Source organism: Aureibaculum luteum, assembly GCF_003449015.1.
Lineage (GTDB): Bacteria > Bacteroidota > Bacteroidia > Flavobacteriales > Flavobacteriaceae > Aureibaculum > Aureibaculum luteum.
In genome coordinates, this window is record NZ_QRGD01000004.1 from 302,803 (window position 1) to 324,500 (window position 21,698).

Here is a 21,698-nt window from a genome sequence, read left to right on the forward strand (position 1 = left end):
TTGTATTTTAGTGCTGTTAACCTCAAACGAAAATGGCAAATAAAAATATAAGATCACTATCTTATCGAAAAGAATTAGACGATAATCTTTTTGAAAATATATCGACATTAGCTAAAAAACCAGCTAACCAAGAAGAATTTCATCAATTAGCGGAACGTTTTATGGTTGATGACTCTGTCGTTTTAGGTACTGCTTCCTTTTATGATTTTTTAAAACCTGAAAACCAGAATAAAACCATTCACGTCTGTAACGGAACTGCATGTATGGTTGCTGGCACACAAGACAGCTTAACAAAAAAATTGAAGACTATTGTAAGTGAAGAAAAAATAGGGCATGTACCATGTCTTGGCCATTGTCATAAGAATAATGCATTTTTATATGATGATAAAACGTATTCTGAAAATTCCATTGAAGCATTACAAGATATAATTACAAATAAACAATCATTAGAAAACCAATACCATATAGATCATAATTCCACACCTATTTTAACGTCAAAAGTTAAAAATATCACTGAGTTCTATAGTTTAATAGAAGATTTTAAAAACGATTCTGATAAAGTAATTAATGAGCTAAAAACTTCCCATTTACGTGGGCGTGGTGGGGCTGGTTTTCCATTTTTTTTCAAATTAGATACCGTTTCCATGGAGGAATCGGAACAAAAGTACATTGTATGCAATGCTGACGAAGGAGACCCTGGAGCTTATTCTGATATGTATCTAATGGAACATCAGCCACATAAAGTTTTATTTGGTATGATGATGGCGGGCATAACCGTTGGTGCTGATACCGGGGTACTTTATATCCGTGGTGAGTATCCTAATTCTATAAGAAAGGTAAAAAAAGCGATTAAAGAATTAGAAAAATTAAACTTACTTCATAACTTTAGATTTAAGATCATAAGAGGTCAAGGTGCTTATGTATGTGGTGAAGAAACTGCATTATTAAGTTCAATCGAAGGCTTACGCCCTGAAGTAAGGGTGCGTCCACCTTATCCCGCTCAATACGGACTTTATGGCAAACCAACTGTATTAAGTAATGTAGAAACTTTTGCAAATATTCATTGGATATTACAAAATGGTGGTACCGCCTATTCACAATTGGGTATTGAAAAATCAACAGGTACAAAATTAGTTTCTTTAGATGGTTTTTTTAATCGTCCTGGTATGTATGAAATTGAGATGGGAACTTCTTTAAAAACAGTATTTGAGGAATACGGACACGGTTTTAAATCTGATATAAAAGCCGTTCAAATTGGTGGGCCTTTAGGAGGAATTATCCCAATTCATAAAATAGCGGACTTATCCTTAGATTTTGAGTCATTTACCTCACAGGGCTTTTTACTTGGTCATGCAAGTGTAGTTTCCATTCCTGAACAATTTCCAATGATAAAATTTATAGAACATTTACTGGAATTTACCGCTGATGAATCTTGTGGTAAGTGTTATCCATGCAGAATTGGTTCTCATCGTGGTTACGAAATGCTTAAAAAAGCTCAAAACGAAAATTACAAAATAGACAGGCAATTATTTGATGACCTGATTGAAACTTTAGAAATAGGTTCTTTATGTGCCTTAGGTGGCGGCGTTCCATTACCTATTAAAAATGCCTTACAATATTTTGAGGAAGAGTTAAAGGAGTATTTTGCATAAATTGTAATACCGACATTCTATTAGCCTTTTCAGGCCTCGCGGTTAAAACTCATGAACAACAAATTATGAAAGCATATATAAACAACATAGCACACCCCATAACTCACGGAGAAACCATACTTGACTTTGTAAGAAGGATTGAAGATAGAAATGCTATTCCTACCATGTGTCAAGACGATAGGCTTGAAAACTTTGGCTCGTGCCGGGTTTGCTCTGTCGAAGTTGCAAGGCAAAAAGATGGTATTACCAAAACGATGGCCTCTTGTCACACGCCAGTTGCTAACGGTCAATATATTTATCACAATACTGATAAAATGAAACGCCTGCGTAAAAACATTGTTGAATTAGTCTTGACAGATTACCCTTCTGATAAAATTTTTGCTCCAGATGACAAAATTCCAACTGAATTCCAAAAAACCATTGCTCAAATAGGAATTCCAACTATCCGATACCCAAAGGGTGATAATCATCTAGATATTGAATCAGACCGGGCACATCCTTATATAAAATCAGATTTATCACAGTGTATAAATTGTTATCGTTGTGTACGTGCATGCGAGGAAATACAGGGCGAAATGATTTTAAATATGTCAGGACGTGGTTTCGCAACCAATATAATTAAAGGTTTTGACACCACTTTTGATGAATCTGCCTGTGTCTCATGCGGTGCTTGTGTACAAACTTGCCCTACAGAAGCCTTAACAGATACATATGAAACCAAAACACTTATTGCTGATAAAACCGTACGTACTACCTGCACCTATTGCGGTGTTGGATGTCAGTTGGATGTTTCTGTGATTAACGGAAAAATTAGAGGTATACAAGCTCCTGAAACAGCAGAAGTCAATGAAGGACACACGTGTTTAAAAGGTCGATTTGCTTTTCAATTTTACGATCATCCTGATCGTTTACGCGAGCCCATGATTAAGAAAAATGGCAAGTTTGAAATTGTTACATGGAATGAAGCTTATGATTTTATTGCTACCAAACTTATCCAAATAAAAAATAAATATAGTGTAGATGCTATTGGTGGAATATCATCGTCCAGAGCAACTAACGAAGAGAATTACCTGATGCAAAAAATGATAAGAGTAGCATTGGGTACTAATAATATTGATGGTTGTGCAAGGGTTTGCCACGCACCTACCGCTTTCGGTATGCAACAGGCATTTGGTACTGGTGCCGCCACCAATTCTGTTGAAGACTTAAAAGATACAGATGCTATCTTTTTATTTGGTGCCAATCCTGTCAAAGGACATCCTGTTACGGGAGCTAAGATAAAACAAGCATTTATGAAAGGGGTTACCTCGATTGTGGTCGACCCTGTAAAAACAAAATTAGCAGATTTAGCAACGCATTTCCTTCAAGTTAGACCAGGTACCAACGTTGCTATTTTAAATATGATTGCTCATTATATTGTTACAGAAAATTTAGTAAATCAAGATTTTATAGATACATACACTGATAAGTATAATGATTTTAAAGATCATGTTATTGATTTAGATATGGATGAGTTATCTGAGCTTACAGGCGTTAAAAAGGATGTGGTTAAGGCTGCAGCTATTGCTTATGCTAAGGCAGATAGAGCCATGGAATTTCACGGTTTAGGAGTTACAGAACATTTTCAAGGTAGTAAAACCGTCATGCTACTTTCCAATTTAGCTATGATGACAGGAAATGTTGGTAGAAAAGGTGTTGGTTTAAATCCTTTACGTGGACAAAACAACGTACAAGGTGCAGCGGATATGGGTGTACAACCACATCAAGGTGCTGGGTATCTAGATGTCAATGATCCTAAAATTCAACAATACTATGCAGAAAAATATGGTATTGCTAAAATGCCTGAAAAAGAGGGTTTAAAAATTCCTGACATGCTAGATGCAGCTATTGAAGGAAAGATAAAAGCTTTATATATTATGGGTGAGGATACAATTATGACAGACCCCAATTCTTATCATAGTATTAAAGCATTTGAAAATTTAGAGTTAATTGTGGTTCAAGAATTATTTATGACCGCCACTTCAGAAATGGCAGATGTAGTTTTACCCGCTTCATCTTATTTTGAGAAAAATGGGACATTTACCAATGGAGAAAGACGTGTACAACGTGTTAATAAGGTTATTGAACCTATAGGCAATACAAAACCAGATGGCCAAATTATAATTGACATGATGCATAAATTAGGTTATGACCAACCCACAGGCTTAACTTATAATGCTGCCAAAATAATTGAAGAAATTGCTGATGTTATTCCTTTTATGAAAGGATTGACGTGGGAAGGTTTGGGTACAAACGGATTACAATGGCCCATTAAAGAAGATGGTACTGATACGAAAATGTTGCACATTGATGGAGCGTTTAAAAAAGGAAAAGGAACATTTCACCATTTCGATTTTGAAGAATCACCAGAAATTGTTGAACATGGTGCAAATTATCCTTTTATTTTAACCACTGGTAGAGAATTAGAACATTACAATTCAGGTACTATGACTCGAAGAACCGATAATCAGAGTATTTTATCTAAAGATTATTTAGAAGTTAATCCTAAAGATGCAAAAATAAAAGGCATTACAGATGAAGATATTGTACGGATATTTTCTGACAGAGGCAGTGTAAATATTCCGGTTAAAATATCGAAAAATGTAAAAAAAGGGATCTTAAGAACTACTTTTCATCAACCAGAAGTGTTTATCAATATAATAACAGGAAGTGTTGGTGATAAAGAAACGATGACACCTGAATACAAAGTGGTTGCGGTAGATTTTGAAAAAGTTTAAAGGATCAATTATGCCAACATTTAACTACGAAACTTTTAAATTCAAAGGTACTACTGTGAAAAAAGTATTAGATACCCTAGTGGTTGAAGCTGCTTTACAAATAAATATAAATAACGAAGCATATACGGTGGTAATGAGAACACCTGGTGATGACAATGCACTTATCAGGGGTTTATTATATGCAGAAGATATCTATAAAAGACCTGAGAATATTGATTTAAAGGTTATTGACATACAAGAAAATGGATTTAGCATTATTAATGCAACCATCTCAAAAGAAAAATTAGGAAAAGGTTATTTAAACAAACGCACCTTACTTTCAGTATCATCATGTGGTATCTGTGGCAAGCAAAAAATTGACGATATAAAAGTTGCTGGTGATAAACTTACAAATGAAGTAACTGTAACCCCGCATCAGTTGGAAAAATTACTCCTCCAAATGCAAAAACATCAAGATATATTCGACAAAACAGGTGGTTCACATGCCGCTGCCATTTTCGATAAAAAACATGAAATGATCGCTGTTCGTGAGGATATTGGTAGACACAATGCTGTTGACAAAGCAATTGGCAGTTTGTTAGATCAAAATAAATTAAAAGAAGCTTCACTGTTAATGGTGAGTGGAAGGGTCTCCTACGAAATCATATCAAAGGCATTTATAGCACATATACCTACTGTAGTGTCAGTATCCGCTAGCTCTTCATTAGCTGTTGATTTTGCTAAAGAATTTGGAATGAAACTTATTGGATTTTGCAGAGATGATAATGCCACCTATTACACTTAAAATAATAGAAATCAACCTTTTAATTAAATTTAAAACATTAGAGATTACGCATTAAAAACCCCCATGGCATCGTATTTATCCATGCGTTCTTTAATTAATTTTTTAATGGTGAGCTTGCTTAATTCAGCGTAGGTTTTAACAATTTGCTTCTCTACAATTGCAAAAGCTTCGGCTCTATTACTATGTGCACCTCCAAAAGGTTCTTTAATAATACCATCAATCAGACCTTGCTTTTTCATATCCTTAGCTGTTAACTTTAAAGATTCCGCAGCTTCTTCTTTATGATCCCAACTACGCCATAAAATTGACGAACAAGATTCAGGTGAAATTACAGTATACCAAGTGTTTTCCATCATATATACTCTATCTCCTACTCCAATTCCAACAGCTCCACCAGATGCACCTTCACCTATAACAATAGCAATAATAGGTGTTTTTAAAATGGTCATCTCAAAAATATTTCTAGCAATAGCTTCACCTTGCCCACGTTCTTCAGCTTCTAAACCAGGATAAGCACCAGGAGTATCAATTAACGTAACTACAGGAATACCAAACTTTTCAGCCATTTTCATCAATCGTAATGCTTTACGATACCCTTCAGGGTTTGCCATTCCGAAATTTCTAAACTGTCGTGTTTTGGTATTAAATCCCTTTTGTTGACCAATAAACATATACGATTGATCACCAATCTTTCCTAAACCACCAATCATGGCTTTATCATCTTTTACATTTCTATCGCCGTGCAACTCCATAAAAGTCCCTTTTGTCAATGCTTTTATAAAGTCTAATGTATAAGGTCTAGAAGGGTGTCTTGATAATTGAACACGTTGCCAAGCAGTCAGATTTTTATAAATATCTGTACGTGTTTTCACTAATTTTTTTTCTATTTGCTCACAAGTTTCTGTAACATCTACATCACTTTCCTTACCTATAATCAAGCATTTAGATAGCTGTTCTTCTAATTCTTGTATAGGTTGTTCAAAATCTAAGTATTCCATAAAACTCATTTAGTTGATAATACAAATATATAGAAACTATTTTACCATATAATAAAACAGTGAAAAAATACTTTAAATGATTTATTATCAAGTAATACTTTATGAACTATTGTTACATTTGCAAAAGCAATGTCTAGAAAAATACAAATCATTATCTTTGATTATCATAAAACCTTTTATTAATGGAGCGTTCAATTATACTTACCAATACAGAAATACAGCATAAAATTAGAAGAATGGCTTTTCAGATTTACGAATCGAATGCGAATCAAAAAGACGTTGTTATCGCTGGAATTGCAAATAATGGATTTGTTTTAGCAAAACAATTAAAAACAATTTTAGAAGAAATTTCACCAATCAAAGCTACTGTTTGCGAAGTTATTATAAACAAAAGAAAGCCGTTAAGTCGTGTTGAAACTTCACTTCCTGAAAGTGATTATAAAAATAAATCATTAATCTTGGTAGATGATGTTTTAAACTCAGGAACTACGTTAATGTACGCCGTTAAACATTTTCTAGATGTACCGTTAAAGCAATTTAAAACTGCGGTATTGGTAAATAGAAACCATAAAAAGTATCCTATAAAAGCAGATTTCAAAGGGCTATCACTTTCAACATCTATACAAGAGCATATTGCTGTAGAAATTGAAGACGGTAAAATGATTGCTTATTTAGATTAAGTTAGTGACACTGTTTACAATTTAAACTTACGGGACATATTAATACTTCTTGAAATGTACTCTATTAATAAAAGGGCAAATCTATTAGTGCTTTTTTAAAGCAGTATCCTCTAAACGAATCAATATCTCTTCAGCAATTTCTTCCATACCTTTATTATCAATTAAAACAGAATGCTGTGCTTGTTGGTAATACTGAGTACGTTCAAATAAATGTTTGGCAATAAATTCTTTTAGTTTATCATTGGGTATTGACGCTATTAAGGGTCTACTTTCTTTATTCTCAGATTTTGATAATGTAGTATAGGTGTTTTGCAATGAAGATTTTAAATAAACAGAAGTTGAAAATTCATTAACTAAATCTATATTTTTTCCATAACAAGGTGTTCCACCTCCTAAAGCGAGCACAAAAGATTCTTCATTTTTCAATAATTCTTCCAAAAATTGCGTCTCTTTTTTACGAAAATAGATCTCTCCTTTCGTTTTAAAAAGCTCAACAATACTTAAATTTTCCTTTTTTTCGATGAAATCATCCAAATCTATAAAGGGAATTTGCACTTTTTTGGCAATAATTCTTCCAATTGAGGACTTTCCACTTGCCATATATCCTATAAAAACTAACTTCATAAAAACTTATTTGTCTTATAATATGTAGGTTACAAATATCGTGTAAATTTTTTTTAAAAATAGCTTGCAGAATAAATATTAGATATTATATTTGCAACCGCAATCACAAAGATATGCAATTACAATGACCTGGTAGCTCAGTTGGTAGAGCATCTCCCTTTTAAGGAGAGGGTCCTGGGTTCGAGCCCCAGCCCGGTCACCATTTATTATCAAAAAAAGTTAAGCTATTTTAGCTTAACTTTTTTTTGTTTAGGCACATGTGGCGGAATTGGTAGACGCGTTAGCTTGAGGGGTTAATGTCCATTAGGACGTGCAGGTTCAACTCCTGTCATGTGCACAATGTATTTTTTTGTATCTTATAGAAGTAAATTACCTTTATTTTACTGCTTATTTTAATCGAACTTTAGCAAGATCTAGTAAACAATTAAAATAAAATGTTAATTTATTACAAATGGAACCTTTTTTGTAATCCATTTACAAAATAATTTATTTAATTATTAGTATTATTGCCTTATGCAAAAACTATTACCCACTTTACTTACTCTTTTTTTGTTTGTTAGCTTTTTAAATGCTCAAGATAAAGACGTTTCAGACACACAGAGCCCTGTTAAAATATTAAAAGGTAGAATTATTGATGTAAATGACAAAACGGCCTTACAAAGTGCCAATATCGTTAATTTAAATACAGCAGTAGGTACAATTACAAATTCAAGCGGTAATTTTGAAATTCCTGCTCATGCAAATGACACTTTACACATTTCTTATCTGGGTTACCAATCCATAAAATTGAAAATTACCAATGATTTACTTAGAGGAAATGAGTTAGAAATTGCCATTCATGAAAAAACAATAGATATAGACGAAGTAACTGTTAAGGCTCATAACTTAATAGGCGTATTAGAAATAGATGCGAAAAATGTGCCTATGGATAAATTTTCTAGAATCCATATTGAAGGTTTACCACAAACCTATGAAATAGGAAAACCTCAAGGCAAAGAATATACTGGCGTTGGAGGAGCTTTGTTTAACCCTGTTGATTTTTGGTATACTAAGTTCGGTAAAAAGCCAAAAGAACTTAAAAAACTAAGAAAACTAAAAGAGCAAGACAACTCTCGTGACATGATGGAAGGAAACTTCAGTAGAGAAATTCTTATGGACTATATGGATATGAGCAGGAAAGAGCTTGACGACTTATTAAAAGAATGTAATTACTCTTCTAGTTTCACTAAAAAAGCTAGCGATTTACAGATAATTGAAGCGGTGTTAGAATGCTACGAGAACTATCGAGCTATTAAAGAAGGGACAGTATCTAAAGAAAAAGTAAGGGTTAATAATCAAGAGAAGAATTAATAACCGATGTTCCGTTAATATATAAACAAAAAAAAAGGAGGTCAATTGACCTCCTTTTTTTTTGTTTATATATGTTTGTTTAATTATCTCCTAAAATTAGAGGCAACCCATCTTTGCTACTTCCTAAAATAACAACCTTAGAATTTGGCGATTTAGCAAGATCCAGAGTGGCGTCGATACCCTTATCCTGTAGAATTTTATCAGTTAAAGAGGCACTTAAGATCTTATTTGCATCTGCTTTACCTTGAGCTTCAATAATTTGACGTTGAGCTTCTTTATCAGCCGTAACTAATCTAAATTCATATTCTAAAGATTCTTGTTCCTGTTTTAATTTACGCTCAATGGCATCTTTAATTGTTTCTGGTAGCGTTACATCTCTTACCAAGATCTCATTAATTAAAATATGTTGGTCGGTTATTATTTTTTTACTTTCATCAAAAATCTCTGTCTGTATCGCATCTCTTTTACTAGCATACAACTGCTCTGGAGTATAACGTCCAACTACACTTCTTGCAGCAGAGTAAATTGTAGGTAATAAAATCCTTTTAACATAATCAGTTCCAATTTGCTGATGAAGTTTACCCAGTTCTGGAACTTCTGGTTGATACCAAATTGATACTTCTAATTGAATATCTAATCCATTAGAAGATAATACTTTCATTTTTTCAAAAGCTTCTTGTCTTCTTATTTCATAAACATATACTTTATTCCATGGTGCCACAACATGAAACCCCTCACCCATTGCAGGTTGGTCCGTTACCACACCTCCACCAAAGCGTTTCCAAAGCACTCCAGCTTCACCGGCATCTATTGTTACAGCAGATTTAGAAATAAATATTATGGCGATAATTACCAAAAATATAATTGGTAAAATTGCCTTGGGTAATTGTAATTGATTGCTACTCATCGTATTTAGTTTTTTTTATTAAATAATCGTCTATTTTCATCAAATTTACGATTTTAAAACCATTTCAAAGAGCTTTAACACTTGTCTTTGTATTCACAATCCTCATCAGACGTTTCTAATTCAAGTGTGATATGTTCTAAATCAAATTCATCATACAGTAATTTCCTTACTTTCTTTTTAATAGCCCTTGTTTCTACTAAGGTCAGTAAATCGTTTTTCAATGAAAGATGAACCGTACATAAGTTGTATTCACCATCTAAACTCCATATATGACAATCGTGAATTTCAGTAATTTCGGGTAACATTTTTAATTTTTCACGAACAGCTTCTAATGACAAATCTCTCGGTGTTCCTTCCAAAATTACCCATAAAGCTTCTTTTATGTTCTTAAAAACATTAAAAAGAATAAAGAGAGCTATTAAAAGAGACAAGATAGGATCTAAAATTGGTACATCCCAAAACTGCATTACAATACTCGCTATTAATACAGCAACCCAACCCAACACATCTTCCAACAAATGAAGTGAAACTACGCGTTCGTTTAATGATTTACCTTGTTTCAGCTTAAATACTGCCGCTCCATTCACTATAATTCCTAAAATAGCCAACCACATCATTCCCTTAGCATCTGCTTGCTGCGGATCTATTATTCCAGAAATTGCTTCTCTAATAATAAAGACTGAACCTACTACCAAAACTATGGAATTGATAATTGCCCCTAATAAGGAAAATCTTTTATACCCGTAAGAATACTTTTTAGTAGCCTTTTTATTCGATAATTTTTGAAAATACCAAGAAAGGCCTAAACTAAAACTATCGCCTAAATCATGCAACGCGTCTGAAGTTATAGCCAAACTATTAGTATAGATACCGCCAATAAATTCTATAATGGTGAATATTAAATTTAAGAAAAAAGCAACTTTTATATTTCCTGTATTGTGATGATGATGTGAATGGTTGTGTGCCATAAGTACTTATTTTTATAATAAGACGTCAATTGTTTGTAAAAGATGCCTAATCGACCTTATTGAGCCGCATAATAATATTCCGAATTTTCTAAAAATGTTTTGAATGTAACCGTTTTATGATCATTCTTTATGCGACTTTTTACGTAAAATCGAGATGTATCACGATCCCATCCTAAAACGATGCTTTTACACATAACAACTGAATTTAATTGATAAACACTATTCAAGTATTTTAAAAGTGTACTTAAATCCTCAATTTTTTCAAACTGATTATCTTCTTTAAGAAATTGATCAATGATCTTTTTATCTTTTGACGAAATAGCCTCTATTTTTTCCTCTACTAAGGATGATAACGTATTCTCTTCGTTTAGATTTTTAACCATTACATTGATGAAATTAAATAAAAACAAATTATCATCTTTATATTCTGAGAATCTATATGTTAATATATCTCCCTTATTAACCAATCCGAAAGGGACTAATTTTAAGTTCAAGTGCGTATCTGTACTTTTTCGTGGAATTGCAGCTTCAATATAAAAACAAGTATACCCTATTGATGAAGTATTAATGGTATCAGAAATAAAATCTGAAATCCCAAAATTGTTCGGCAATATATCTTCTAAAAATCTATTTGAAGATAAACTTCTATTGAAATAATGATTTACCGTATTTTTTAAGAAGGTATATTCATTATTTTTATCTTTAAATGCTCCAACGGCAGTTTTCAAATAGAATCTATTAATTTCTAAATAGCCGTTCTTAGCATCATTAATCAAAACATTGGAATTCATAGTGTTTGACCATTCCTCCCACTCTTGCCAACCTTTATTATCTATAAAGTTTTGAACTTTGCCATTATAGCCCTCAAGATCATACTTATCTAATACCTGTTGCCATAATTGTATTTCTAAAGATTCATTCTGCTGGGAATATCCAAAATTATATAAAAACGAAATAAGTAAAATACTAAACAAGAAGTGTAATTGATTAAATTTTTCCATAATATTTCCTTATAAACCATTCTAAACTCAAACTCAATAGAGTTAATGCCAACAGCCATTTCCAATCAATTAATGATTGTATTTTCTCTTTACTTTTCTGGATAATTTTATATCTATTGTCACTCGTCAATTTATTTAACAACTTTTCAAATTTATCAATATGTGTAAAATCACCACCAGTAGAAGTTGCTAAAAGTTTTAAATCTTTTGTGTTAGCGGATGATAACTGCTGTTCAATATCAAATGGCAAAACTGAGAAACTACCATATTTTATACTGCTTTCATCCTCTGTTTTTACAGAAAAGCTATAATCACCTGGCTTTAAATCTTTAAAAACCACCTCATAATGATTACTCTTTAACGTAAATGGTATTTTAGTTGTTTCTTTTGTAGCCTTATTGGTTGCTGTTAAAACTAAACTCCCCTCATTATCAAAAACATAGGTAGCATCAAAATATTGAGCTTTAATAACTACATCTCTATTTGCATAATTAAATGGGGCATATTCAATCTCTAATCGATCATACTTTCTTGTTGATGATAAATATTGCACTAGCTTATTAAAGAAATTATCAAACTGCTTAAATGAATTATCCTCCACGTGCTTTTGCATTCTCCATTTCCAAATATCACTACCTAATAATATTGCCCCTCTTCTATCATCTAAAGAAAAAGTTGTCAATAAAGGATTTTTAGTTTCAAAATTTGAAATACGTTGAAAAAGAATTGTTTTATGTGGTACTTTAAATTTTATTTCTCCAAAATATCCTTTCAGCGGAGTAAGGTCTGAAAACTGAATATCTTCAGTAATAAACTCATCATAGTCTTCATTATAAACCGGCACATAACTTTCTATTTTTGACACATAATTTTTAGTGAAAAAAGGCTGAGCACTATTTAAAAAATTCCATTGAGTTGCCGCACCTGTTATTACAAAAATATTGGCTTTAACCGCTTCAATATCTTTAAATATTTTATTAAACTTATTATTTGGCTGGTACAATATAATTAACTGATAATCTTTATACTGAATATTTTTATTTAGATTATTTTCTACAACTACCTTATGCTGTTTATTTGAAGATATAGATCCACTTATCATACCTATATCTGGATGATTAACAGCACTCAATACTAAAATTTTAGCTTGCTCATTTACAACTTCTAAGCTAAAATTATTATTATTATTAATTGTGTTTTTTTCATTATTTAGGGGTGATATGGTACACGTATAATTTTGTATTCCTATACGGTTAGCTCCTAAATTAAATTGAACTTTCTGAGAAGAATCTTCGTTAGAAAAATTTAATATTTTTCTAAAAACTACTTTACCGTTTTGCGACACCGTAAAGTTTTGTTTTACATTTTTACCTCCATCATAATTAACAAAAATCTCTACAGGAAAATTATTATTAAGATTAGCGTAAGAGTTTACATTTACCTGAGTTATTTTTAAATCATCATATTGTAAAGTATCACCAACAACTACCGGGTAAATAGGATATTTCGCCTTATAATAGGCATAATTTGACCCTTGCGTTTGATTACCATCTGTAATTAAAATAGTTGGGGTAACAATTTCCTTATGCAGTGTTTGAAGGTCTTGCAACGGCTTTACTATATTAGTTTCCGAAACATTAAATGCAAAAGTATCTTGCTCCTTTAAAATATCTGAAATTGCATAAAATTTAAGATCAAACTTTTCGTTAAGGGCGTTATTCTCTTTTATTTCAGTAATAAATGATGTCACTTTTTCTTCTGCCTTAGCATATGCTATAGAAGTAGAATTATCTACCAACACATTTAACACAGGTTGAACATTTTCGATTACATTCGATTTAATCTTTGGATTTATCAAAAGAACCAACAAAGAAAAAATAGATAAGAACCGTAAAAAGGTTAATAAAATATTGGTCCTACTGCGATCTTTGTTCTTATAGTAATACTGAAAAAAAGCCATCATTAAAGCAATGATGGCGGCTAGAAGTATTAAAAAAATAGTGTTTGATGACACCGATTTTAATTATTAGTTATTTAAAAGTATTGAATATGCTATTAATGTAATTAAAACGCCACTTATGTTAGCATTCCACCATCAACATTTAACGTTTGACCGGTGATGTAACTAGACATATCAGAAGCTAAAAAGACACATGCATTAGCAATATCTTCTGGCGTTCCTCCACGTTTTAATGGAATACCTTGTCTCCACCCCTTTACAGTTTCCTCAGGTAACGCTGCTGTCATTTCTGTTTCAATAAACCCTGGAGCTATAGCATTACAACGTATATTTCTAGAACCTAACTCAAGAGCAACGGACTTTGTAAAACCTAAAATTCCTGCTTTTGATGCTGCGTAATTTGATTGTCCCGCATTACCTTTTACTCCAACGACAGAACTCATGTTTATAATTGAACCCGAACGCTTCTTCATCATAGGCTTTATAACTGCCTTAGTCAAATTAAAAACTGACTTTAAGTTTACTTCAATTACTTTATCGAAATCTTCTTCAGAAATACGTAGCAAGAGATTATCTTTAGTAATACCTGCATTATTTATTAAGACATCTATGGTACCAAACTCACTAATCACATCAGCGGCTAATTGTTGAGCGGCATCAAAGTTTGCAGCATTTGACTGAAAACCTTTCGCTTTTACACCATAGGATTGCAATTCCTTCTCTAATGCATTGGCAGCTTCAACCGAAGCGTTGTATGTAAAAGCTATATTAGAACCTTGTTTTGCAAAAACTTCCGCGATACCTTTTCCTATACCTCGTGAGGCACCTGTAATTAATGTAGTTTTATTTTCTAGTAGTTTCATTTAAATATTTTTATAACATTCAAATATAAGAAAATACTTTAGCTTGAAATAAAAAAACCATCATCTAAATAGATTAGACAATGGTTTTTCTTAGAATAAATATTGTTATTGCTTAACGGGCGTTATTTTATAATTAAATAAATAATCTACATCAAGCTCCGTAACTTTACCTAACTTCTTCAAGGCCTCAACATTTAAATCTTTTTTATTGCCAATTACCAATGTCGTATATTTCTTTCCTTTAATATTCGTGTTAAAGAAATTAGACAAATCCTTTAAAGTAATATTCTGTACTTCATTATAAATTTCCTCCCTATTATCATAATCTAATCCTCGGTTCTTTAACCTTTCATAACTCCAAAAAATATTAGATTTGGTAATACGTTCAGCTGCTATTTGTTTTAACACAGCTTCTTTGGCGGAATTAAACTGCTTATCTGCTTCTGGCATATTATTCATTAATTCTAACATAGCGTCAACTGCTTGAGGCAACTTATTAGCTTGTGTACCCACATAACCATAAATATAATTAGAATCACCTTTTTTACTTGCATCTGAATAGGCTGCAAAAGCAGAATACGCTAATGATTTAGATTCTCTAATCTCTTGAAAAACAATAGATGACAAACCACTACCAAAATAAGAATTAAAAACTCTGGATAAGGCCAATTCTTTTGGATCAAACTGTTTTCCTTTAGAAAGGAAAATCAATTCAGATTGCACCATATCATAATCTGTGAAATAGACTTGCTCTCCTGTTTCTTTTTCAACGTACTCTATAGGTGTTGGGTAATCTTTCAAATTTTCAGGTACACTATGAGCGGTATTCATTGCACCAACTGCAGCATCTACATCTTTACCATAATAAAATACACGTTGCTTATAACTTTTTAAGTCTTTTAATAAGTTTACCAAATCCGTTGGACTAATTGCATATAATTCTTCAGCTGTAAAGATATTTCTTAAACGAGAATTTTCACCGTACTTAGCGTAACTGAACAATCCATTCCATAAGATGTTTCCTTTTTGAGTTTTACTATCTACCCTATCTTTTAAGATCTTTTCTACATACTTCTTGTATGTTTCTTCATTCGCTTCTGAATGATCCCACAAGTCTTCTAACAAATCTAAACCTTTATCTAGGTTTTCATTTAATCCTGATATATAAACATAAGATTTATCCCCTTGTGCTTGAACACCGTAAGACACTCCAAGTTTATAAAATTCTTTTTTAAGATTTTCTGGCGATAACTTCTCTGTTCCTAAAAAGTCTAAATAACCAACAGCTAATGACAATTGTTTATTACTATCACTTCCCATATCAAAAATAATATTCAAATCAAAAAGGTCATTATTTTTATTCTCTACATAATCAACATTTATACCACTAGATAAGGTTGTCTGTTTTATTTCATTTTTGTAATCGACAAATCTTGGTTTTAAATCCTGCGACACTTCGGTATTAAATTGCTTTACGTAATCAGATTGCATATCTCTATTAACTTCTATTGGCGTAATACCAGGGTTTTCAACTTTTACGATAGACTTATCTTCACCTTTACGCTTATAAGTAAGTACATAATTATTCGTATAGAAATTATTAGCAAAATCAACCAATTGTTGTTTTGAAATCTTTTTAAGATCGTCTAAGAACTTTACTTTGTTAGCCCAATCTTCATGATGTATAAAAGCATCATAGTACATCGAAGCTAAAGCACTATTATTTTCGTATTGTCTTGTTCGACTCAATTTTAAATCATTTACCACAGCCTCAATCATCCAATCTTCGAATTCTCCTTTTTTTAATTTTTCAATTTGCTCTAAAAGTAAATCTTTCACCTCATCTAATGTCTGCCCTTCTTTTGGACTACCTGTAAATGAATGATACCCATAATCATTTAAAAAAGTTGGTGAACAACTTGCGTTTTGAACTGCCTGTTTTTGATTTAAGTTTAGGTCGATTAAACCAGCTTCTCCATTTGCCAAAATCATATCGGCAAGTGTCATTAATTTCTCTTCCTCGGTACCTACTCCTTGAGATCGAAATGCTACTGAAACACTTTCTGAAGTTGGTCCAAACACTTCATTAACAATAGGAGAAGTTATAGGCTCTTCTTTTGGTAAAGTTGGATGAGAAACCTCTTTATTTTCTAATTTTCCAAAAGTTTCATTAACTTTTTTAATAGTTTCTTCAAAATTGATATCACCAACCAATATCAATGCCATATTATTTGGAACATAATACTTATTAAAATAGTTATGGATTGCAATCATAGAAGGATTTTTCAAATGCTCTGCCGTACCGATAGTAGATTGTTGACCATAAGGATGATTTGGAAATAATCCCTTTAACATGGACGCATAAATTTTTCTATAATCATTATCTTGACCTCGATTAAACTCTTCGAAAACCGCTTCAAGTTCTGTATGAAATAAACGCAATACCAATTGGCTAAATCGCTCTCCTTCTAAGCTTAACCATTTATTCAACTCATTAGAAGGAATTTTATTATGATAGACCGTTTCCTCAAACCAAGTATGTGCATTTGTACCTTGAGCACCAATAGAAGCTGTCATTTTATCATATTCATTGGCAATAGCAAATTTTGAGGCTTCTAAAGAAACACTATCAATTTTCCTATAAACGTCCTTTTTCTTATCAGCATCCGCTTCAGCTTTATGCTCCTCATATAAATCTGAAATTTGAGATAAATATTCTTGTTCTGTTTCCCAATCAGCGGTTCCAAACTCTTCAGTTCCTTTAAACAGCATATGCTCTAGATAATGAGCTAAACCAGTAGTTTCTTTAGGATCATAATTTGAACCTGCTCTAACAGCAATGTATGTTTGAATTTTTGGTTCGTCCGTATTTTTACTTAAATAAACTTTTAATCCATTTTCTAAAGTATATAAGCGTAACCCAGTCGGATCGTTATTAACTTTTTCGTAATTAAAATTGTTGGCATCCGTTTGTTTTTCAGCAGTATAATCGCCTTTTTCACTTGAATTACCTTTACAACCAATTAATACAGTTAAAAAAGCAAACATAAATAAAAGATGTATTCTTCTCATTTTAAAAATTTTAGTTTGTTGAATGTGTTTCCCAAATATACCCAATAGTATTAATTAGAATTAAAAATTTAACATAAACAGCCTAATTTTAACAATTTACGTCTCATAATTAATAATAAATCATAAAAAAAGCCTGTTTGAATATTCAAACAGGCTTTTTTTATGATTTTACTGGTTTAATTTTAGATTACTCCTAAAACTTCAGCAACCTTTAAGCCAATTTCAGCTGGAGAATCAACTACGTGAATACCATTTTCTGCTAAAATTTTCATTTTAGCTTGAGCCGTATCATCACTTCCACCAACAATAGCACCAGCATGTCCCATAGTTCTTCCTTTAGGAGCTGTTTGACCTGCAATAAATCCGATTACTGGTTTTCTATTACCATCTGCTTTAATCCATCTCGCTGCATCAGCTTCTAATTGACCTCCAATTTCACCAATCATAACTATACATTCAGTTTCATCATCATTCATCAATAACTCAACGGCCTCTTTAGTGGTTGTACCAATTATTGGGTCACCACCTATTCCTATTGCTGTAGTAATACCTAAACCTTGTTTTACAACCTGATCTGCTGCTTCATAAGTTAAAGTACCTGATTTAGATATAATACCTACTTTGCCTTTTTTAAATACAAAGCCTGGCATAATACCTACCTTGGCTTCACCAGGAGTAATAACACCTGGACAGTTAGGGCCAATTAATCTACAATCTCTATCTTGGATATAAGCTTTTACTTTTACCATATCTGCCACAGGAATTCCTTCCGTAATACAAATAATTACTTTTATTCCCGCTTCGGCAGCTTCCATAATTGCATCTGCAGCGAAAGCTGGCGGTACAAAAATGATACTTGTATCAGCGTTTGCTTTTGCAACTGCTTCTGATACTGTATTATAAACAGGTCTATCTAAATGTTTTTGGCCACCTTTACCTGGCGTTACACCACCAACTACATTGGTGCCATATTCTATCATTTGAGTAGCATGAAATGTACCCTCACTACCTGTAAATCCTTGGACAATTACTTTTGAATCTTTATTTACTAAAACGCTCATTTTTAGTTATTGGTTATTAATTATTATATCAATTGCTTCAAATTCTTTAACACAAAAGTAATTCTTACAACTAACTTTAAAAAATTATTAGGATTAAATATTATTTACTTTACTAATTAGTTCAGGCAACAACCTTATTCCTGCCAACTCTCTGTATTTCTTTCTAGCTTCGTCACATGGTGATCCAAAATAAGATTTACCACCTTCTAAATCTCCGCCCACACCAGATTGTGCATAAACAATTGCTTTTTTACCTATTGTAATTCCACTTATAACACCTACTTGGCCCCATAATGTAACTTCGTCTTCTAAAACAGTACATCCTGCAATACCAACATGTGAAGCTATCAAACACTTTTTACCAATTACAGTGTCGTGTGCAATTTGAACCTGATTATCAATTTTTGTACCTTCCTTGATATGCGTATTACCTGTTACACCTCTGTCAATAGTACAAGAAGCCCCAATATCTACATTATCTTCTATGATTATACTTCCACAGGATATTAATTTATCAAATCCCGTTTCCCTATTTTTATAATAAAAAGCATCTGAACCCAAAATAGTACCCGCATGTATAGTAACATTATCGCCAATGGTACATCCATCATAAATAACAACATTGGGATGGATAAGACAATTTTTACCAATTTTCACATTATTACCTAAAAACACATTAGGTTGAATAATTGTTCCTTCACCAATTATAGCAGAATCTGAAATCGCTTTATCTGCTTTTTGAAAAGGATTGAAATATTTGGCAAGTTTACTGAAATCACGAAAAGGATCGTCCGATATTAACAATGCTTTACCTTCTGGACAAGCCACATTTTTATTAATTAAAACTACTGATGCCGCAGAATTTAATGCCTTTTCATAATATTTAGGATGGTCTACAAATACAATATCACCTTCTTTAACAACATGAATTTCGTTCATTCCTAAAACAGGAAAATTTGAATCACCAACAAACTCACTATTAATGATTTGTGCTATTTTTTTTAAAGTATAAGTTTTAGAGAATTTCATGTAAAAAATTTAATTCATCAGTTTAAAAGAACCTATTATACCTTTAAAGGTTTCCTCGTATTTATTCAGTTTCTCTAATAAAGTCCACGTCATAATCATGTACACATTTTCTTTCCCTTCAACATATCCCATAACATAACCTATATCGTCACCATCCAAACTTCCCTTCATCATAATTTGTCTTGCATCTAAACCTCCAATTTCTTTCAAATTATAAGGAATTACCTGCTTATTTGTCAAGCTCTCTGTAATAAAATTTGTTTGAGCTCTACTATAATTATCTATAAAAGAAATAGCATCATCATACTCATTATACTCTTTAAAAGAATCAATAAACTCTTGCTTATTTTCGTAAATAACAACCGTATATGTTTCCTTATAAATATTGGCATATTGTAAAGAAGCATCATCGTTCAAATTACTTAACTTCTTCATGTAACTCGGTAAAGATAATTTGAATAAACTATCTGTCACAACCTCATTGTAATCAGAAGGTTCTAATTTTTCTATTGTAGCATTTGAACCTGAATTGATAACTCCTTTAATTATCTCCTTACAAGAAAACAAGCTCAATAATAAAAAAACAACAACTATTTTCTTCATGTTTCTTAATTCGTCACTCTTTCTTGATAGGTACCCTTTTCTGTTTCAATTTTTATTTTGTCACCTTCATTAATAAATAACGGAACGTTTACACTTGCTCCAGTCTCAACTGTTGCTGGCTTTGTAGCATTGGTAGCCGTATTACCTTTTACACCTGGTTCTGTTTGTGTAACTTCTAATATGACACTAGCAGGCATTTCTACAGCAAGGGGTAATTCATCTTCTGCACGAACTACAATTGTTACAGTTTCACCTTCTTTCATCAAATCTGGACTGTCTAAAATATCTTTTTGAAGAGCAATTTGAGAATAGTCATCATTATTCATAAAATGATATGTAGCATCACCCTCTTTATATAAATATTGATATTTACGTGTTTCAACACGTACTTCTTCTATTTTATGTCCGGCTGAAAAAGTATTATCTAATGTTTTACCATTGGTTAAACTTTTCATTTTAGTACGTACAAAAGCAGGACCTTTACCCGGTTTTACGTGTTGAAATTCTGTTATTTTAAAAGTATCATTATTATATACGATACATAATCCTTTTTTTATATCTGATGTAGTTGCCATAAATTTTATTAATTATTACTAAAATATCCCTTCATAATTCCTCGTTGAGAATCTCTTATAAATTGAAGGATCTCATCTCTTTCTGGGGTTGCTTCCATTTCCGCCTCAATAATTTGAGCCCCTTGTGAATTATTATAATTTTTTTGATATAATATTCTATAAATATTCTGAATTTCTCTAATTTTTTCTGAACTAAAACCTCTTCTACGTAAACCTACAGAATTAATACCAACATAAGAAAGCGGCTCTCTAGCAGCCTTTACAAAAGGAGGTACGTCTTTACGAACTAAAGAACCTCCGGTAACAAAAGCATGCTGACCTACAGAAACAAATTGATGCACTGCAACCAATCCTGCCAAGATCACATTATCACCAATAGTAACATGGCCTGCTAATGTAGAATTATTAGAAAAGATACAGTTATCGCCGATCAAACAATCATGAGCAATATGGCAATATGCCATTATTAAACAATTTTCCCCTATAACCGTTTTCATTCTATCAGACGTTCCTTTATTAATCGTCGCACATTCTCTAATAGTGGTATTGTCACCAATAACAACGGTCGTTTCCTCACCTTGATATTTTAAATCTTGAGGAATTGCAGAGATTACTGAACCGGGAAAAATATTACAATTTTTTCCAATTCTGGCTCCTTCCATTATCGTAACATTTGACCCAATCCATGTTCCGGAACCAATAGTAACATTATTATGAATAGTTGTAAAAGGTTCTACAACAACATTTTTGGCAATTTTAGCCCCTGGATGAATATAAGCGAGTGGTTGGTTCAT

General features: G+C 32.2%; 18 protein-coding genes and 2 tRNA genes. 7 read left to right on the forward strand and 13 right to left on the reverse strand.

Annotation, left to right across the window (positions count from 1 at the left end; all coding sequences use genetic code 11):
- Positions 1 to 32: 32 nt before the first annotated feature.
- From D3P13_RS11940 to fdhD, 3 genes are all read left to right on the forward strand, one after another.
- Positions 33 to 1,652 carry an NADH-ubiquinone oxidoreductase-F iron-sulfur binding region domain-containing protein gene (locus D3P13_RS11940; RefSeq protein ID WP_117882686.1) on the forward strand — a complete coding sequence of 540 codons (1,620 nt, stop codon included), beginning with the start codon at positions 33 to 35 and terminating at the stop codon, positions 1,650 to 1,652.
- 65 nt (positions 1,653 to 1,717) lie between these two features.
- Positions 1,718 to 4,429: a formate dehydrogenase subunit alpha gene (fdhF, locus tag D3P13_RS11945; RefSeq protein ID WP_117882687.1), complete on the forward strand. Its 2,712-nt coding sequence runs from the start codon at positions 1,718 to 1,720 to the stop codon at positions 4,427 to 4,429.
- 10 nt (positions 4,430 to 4,439) lie between these two features.
- Positions 4,440 to 5,213: a formate dehydrogenase accessory sulfurtransferase FdhD gene (gene fdhD, locus D3P13_RS11950; protein ID WP_117882834.1), complete on the forward strand. Its 774-nt coding sequence runs from the start codon at positions 4,440 to 4,442 to the stop codon at positions 5,211 to 5,213.
- Between the two features lie 44 nt (positions 5,214 to 5,257).
- On the opposite strand, the gene D3P13_RS11955 is transcribed toward fdhD, so the two are convergent.
- On the reverse strand, positions 5,258 to 6,211 hold the full coding sequence (locus tag D3P13_RS11955; protein WP_117882689.1) for an acetyl-CoA carboxylase carboxyltransferase subunit alpha: 954 nt from the start codon (positions 6,209 to 6,211) through the stop codon (positions 5,258 to 5,260).
- A 182-nt stretch (positions 6,212 to 6,393) separates the two neighbouring features.
- Between D3P13_RS11955 and D3P13_RS11960 the strand changes: the two genes are divergently transcribed.
- The gene (locus D3P13_RS11960) at positions 6,394 to 6,891 is read left to right on the forward strand and encodes a phosphoribosyltransferase family protein (RefSeq protein ID WP_117882691.1); all 498 of its coding nucleotides are present in this window, start codon (positions 6,394 to 6,396) and stop codon (positions 6,889 to 6,891) included.
- An 84-nt stretch (positions 6,892 to 6,975) separates the two neighbouring features.
- Here the strand turns inward: D3P13_RS11960 and D3P13_RS11965 are convergent, their stop codons facing one another.
- A complete protein-coding gene (locus tag D3P13_RS11965; RefSeq protein ID WP_117882693.1) occupies positions 6,976 to 7,515 on the reverse strand; it encodes a shikimate kinase in 540 nt (179 codons plus the stop codon).
- A 126-nt stretch (positions 7,516 to 7,641) separates the two neighbouring features.
- On the opposite strand from D3P13_RS11965, the gene D3P13_RS11970 reads away from it, so the two are divergent.
- The 3 genes from D3P13_RS11970 to D3P13_RS11980 all read left to right on the forward strand — a co-directional run bounded on the left by D3P13_RS11970 (position 7,642) and on the right by D3P13_RS11980 (position 8,865).
- A tRNA-Lys gene (locus tag D3P13_RS11970) sits at positions 7,642 to 7,717 on the forward strand.
- Positions 7,718 to 7,768: 51 nt separating this feature from the next.
- Positions 7,769 to 7,852 (forward strand) — tRNA-Leu (locus D3P13_RS11975).
- A gap of 176 nt (positions 7,853 to 8,028) precedes the next feature.
- On the forward strand, positions 8,029 to 8,865 hold the full coding sequence (locus D3P13_RS11980; protein WP_117882694.1) for a carboxypeptidase-like regulatory domain-containing protein: 837 nt from the start codon (positions 8,029 to 8,031) through the stop codon (positions 8,863 to 8,865).
- 79 nt (positions 8,866 to 8,944) lie between these two features.
- Here the strand turns inward: D3P13_RS11980 and D3P13_RS11985 are convergent, their stop codons facing one another.
- The 11 genes from D3P13_RS11985 to lpxA form a co-directional block, all read right to left on the reverse strand.
- Positions 8,945 to 9,772 (reverse strand): prohibitin family protein, encoded by an 828-nt coding sequence (locus D3P13_RS11985; protein WP_117882696.1) that lies wholly within the window; start codon positions 9,770 to 9,772, stop codon positions 8,945 to 8,947.
- Positions 9,773 to 9,846: 74 nt separating this feature from the next.
- Positions 9,847 to 10,740: a cation diffusion facilitator family transporter gene (locus D3P13_RS11990; RefSeq protein WP_117882698.1), complete on the reverse strand. Its 894-nt coding sequence runs from the start codon at positions 10,738 to 10,740 to the stop codon at positions 9,847 to 9,849.
- 56 nt (positions 10,741 to 10,796) lie between these two features.
- Positions 10,797 to 11,741 (reverse strand): hypothetical protein, encoded by a 945-nt coding sequence (locus D3P13_RS11995; protein ID WP_117882700.1) that lies wholly within the window; start codon positions 11,739 to 11,741, stop codon positions 10,797 to 10,799.
- Positions 11,728 to 13,599, reverse strand: coding sequence for a VWA domain-containing protein (locus tag D3P13_RS12000; RefSeq protein WP_157972905.1), 1,872 nt, complete (start codon positions 13,597 to 13,599; stop codon positions 11,728 to 11,730). Before D3P13_RS12000 ends, D3P13_RS11995 begins: the two co-directional genes overlap by 14 nt.
- Positions 13,600 to 13,817: 218 nt before the next feature.
- Positions 13,818 to 14,564: a 3-oxoacyl-[acyl-carrier-protein] reductase gene (gene fabG / locus D3P13_RS12005; protein ID WP_117882704.1), complete on the reverse strand. Its 747-nt coding sequence runs from the start codon at positions 14,562 to 14,564 to the stop codon at positions 13,818 to 13,820.
- Between the two features lie 105 nt (positions 14,565 to 14,669).
- Positions 14,670 to 17,636 carry a M16 family metallopeptidase gene (locus D3P13_RS12010; RefSeq protein ID WP_117882836.1) on the reverse strand — a complete coding sequence of 989 codons (2,967 nt, stop codon included), beginning with the start codon at positions 17,634 to 17,636 and terminating at the stop codon, positions 14,670 to 14,672.
- A gap of 182 nt (positions 17,637 to 17,818) precedes the next feature.
- Positions 17,819 to 18,697 carry a succinate--CoA ligase subunit alpha gene (sucD, locus tag D3P13_RS12015; RefSeq protein ID WP_117882706.1) on the reverse strand — a complete coding sequence of 293 codons (879 nt, stop codon included), beginning with the start codon at positions 18,695 to 18,697 and terminating at the stop codon, positions 17,819 to 17,821.
- A gap of 93 nt (positions 18,698 to 18,790) precedes the next feature.
- Positions 18,791 to 19,726 (reverse strand): UDP-3-O-(3-hydroxymyristoyl)glucosamine N-acyltransferase, encoded by a 936-nt coding sequence (locus D3P13_RS12020; RefSeq protein WP_117882708.1) that lies wholly within the window; start codon positions 19,724 to 19,726, stop codon positions 18,791 to 18,793.
- 9 nt (positions 19,727 to 19,735) lie between these two features.
- A complete protein-coding gene (locus D3P13_RS12025) occupies positions 19,736 to 20,329 on the reverse strand; it encodes a hypothetical protein (protein WP_117882710.1) in 594 nt (197 codons plus the stop codon).
- A 5-nt stretch (positions 20,330 to 20,334) separates the two neighbouring features.
- Positions 20,335 to 20,904, reverse strand: a complete 570-nt coding sequence (gene efp, locus D3P13_RS12030) for an elongation factor P (protein ID WP_117882712.1) — start codon at positions 20,902 to 20,904, stop codon at positions 20,335 to 20,337.
- Between the two features lie 8 nt (positions 20,905 to 20,912).
- Positions 20,913 to 21,698: an acyl-ACP--UDP-N-acetylglucosamine O-acyltransferase gene (gene lpxA, locus D3P13_RS12035; RefSeq protein ID WP_117882714.1), complete on the reverse strand. Its 786-nt coding sequence runs from the start codon at positions 21,696 to 21,698 to the stop codon at positions 20,913 to 20,915.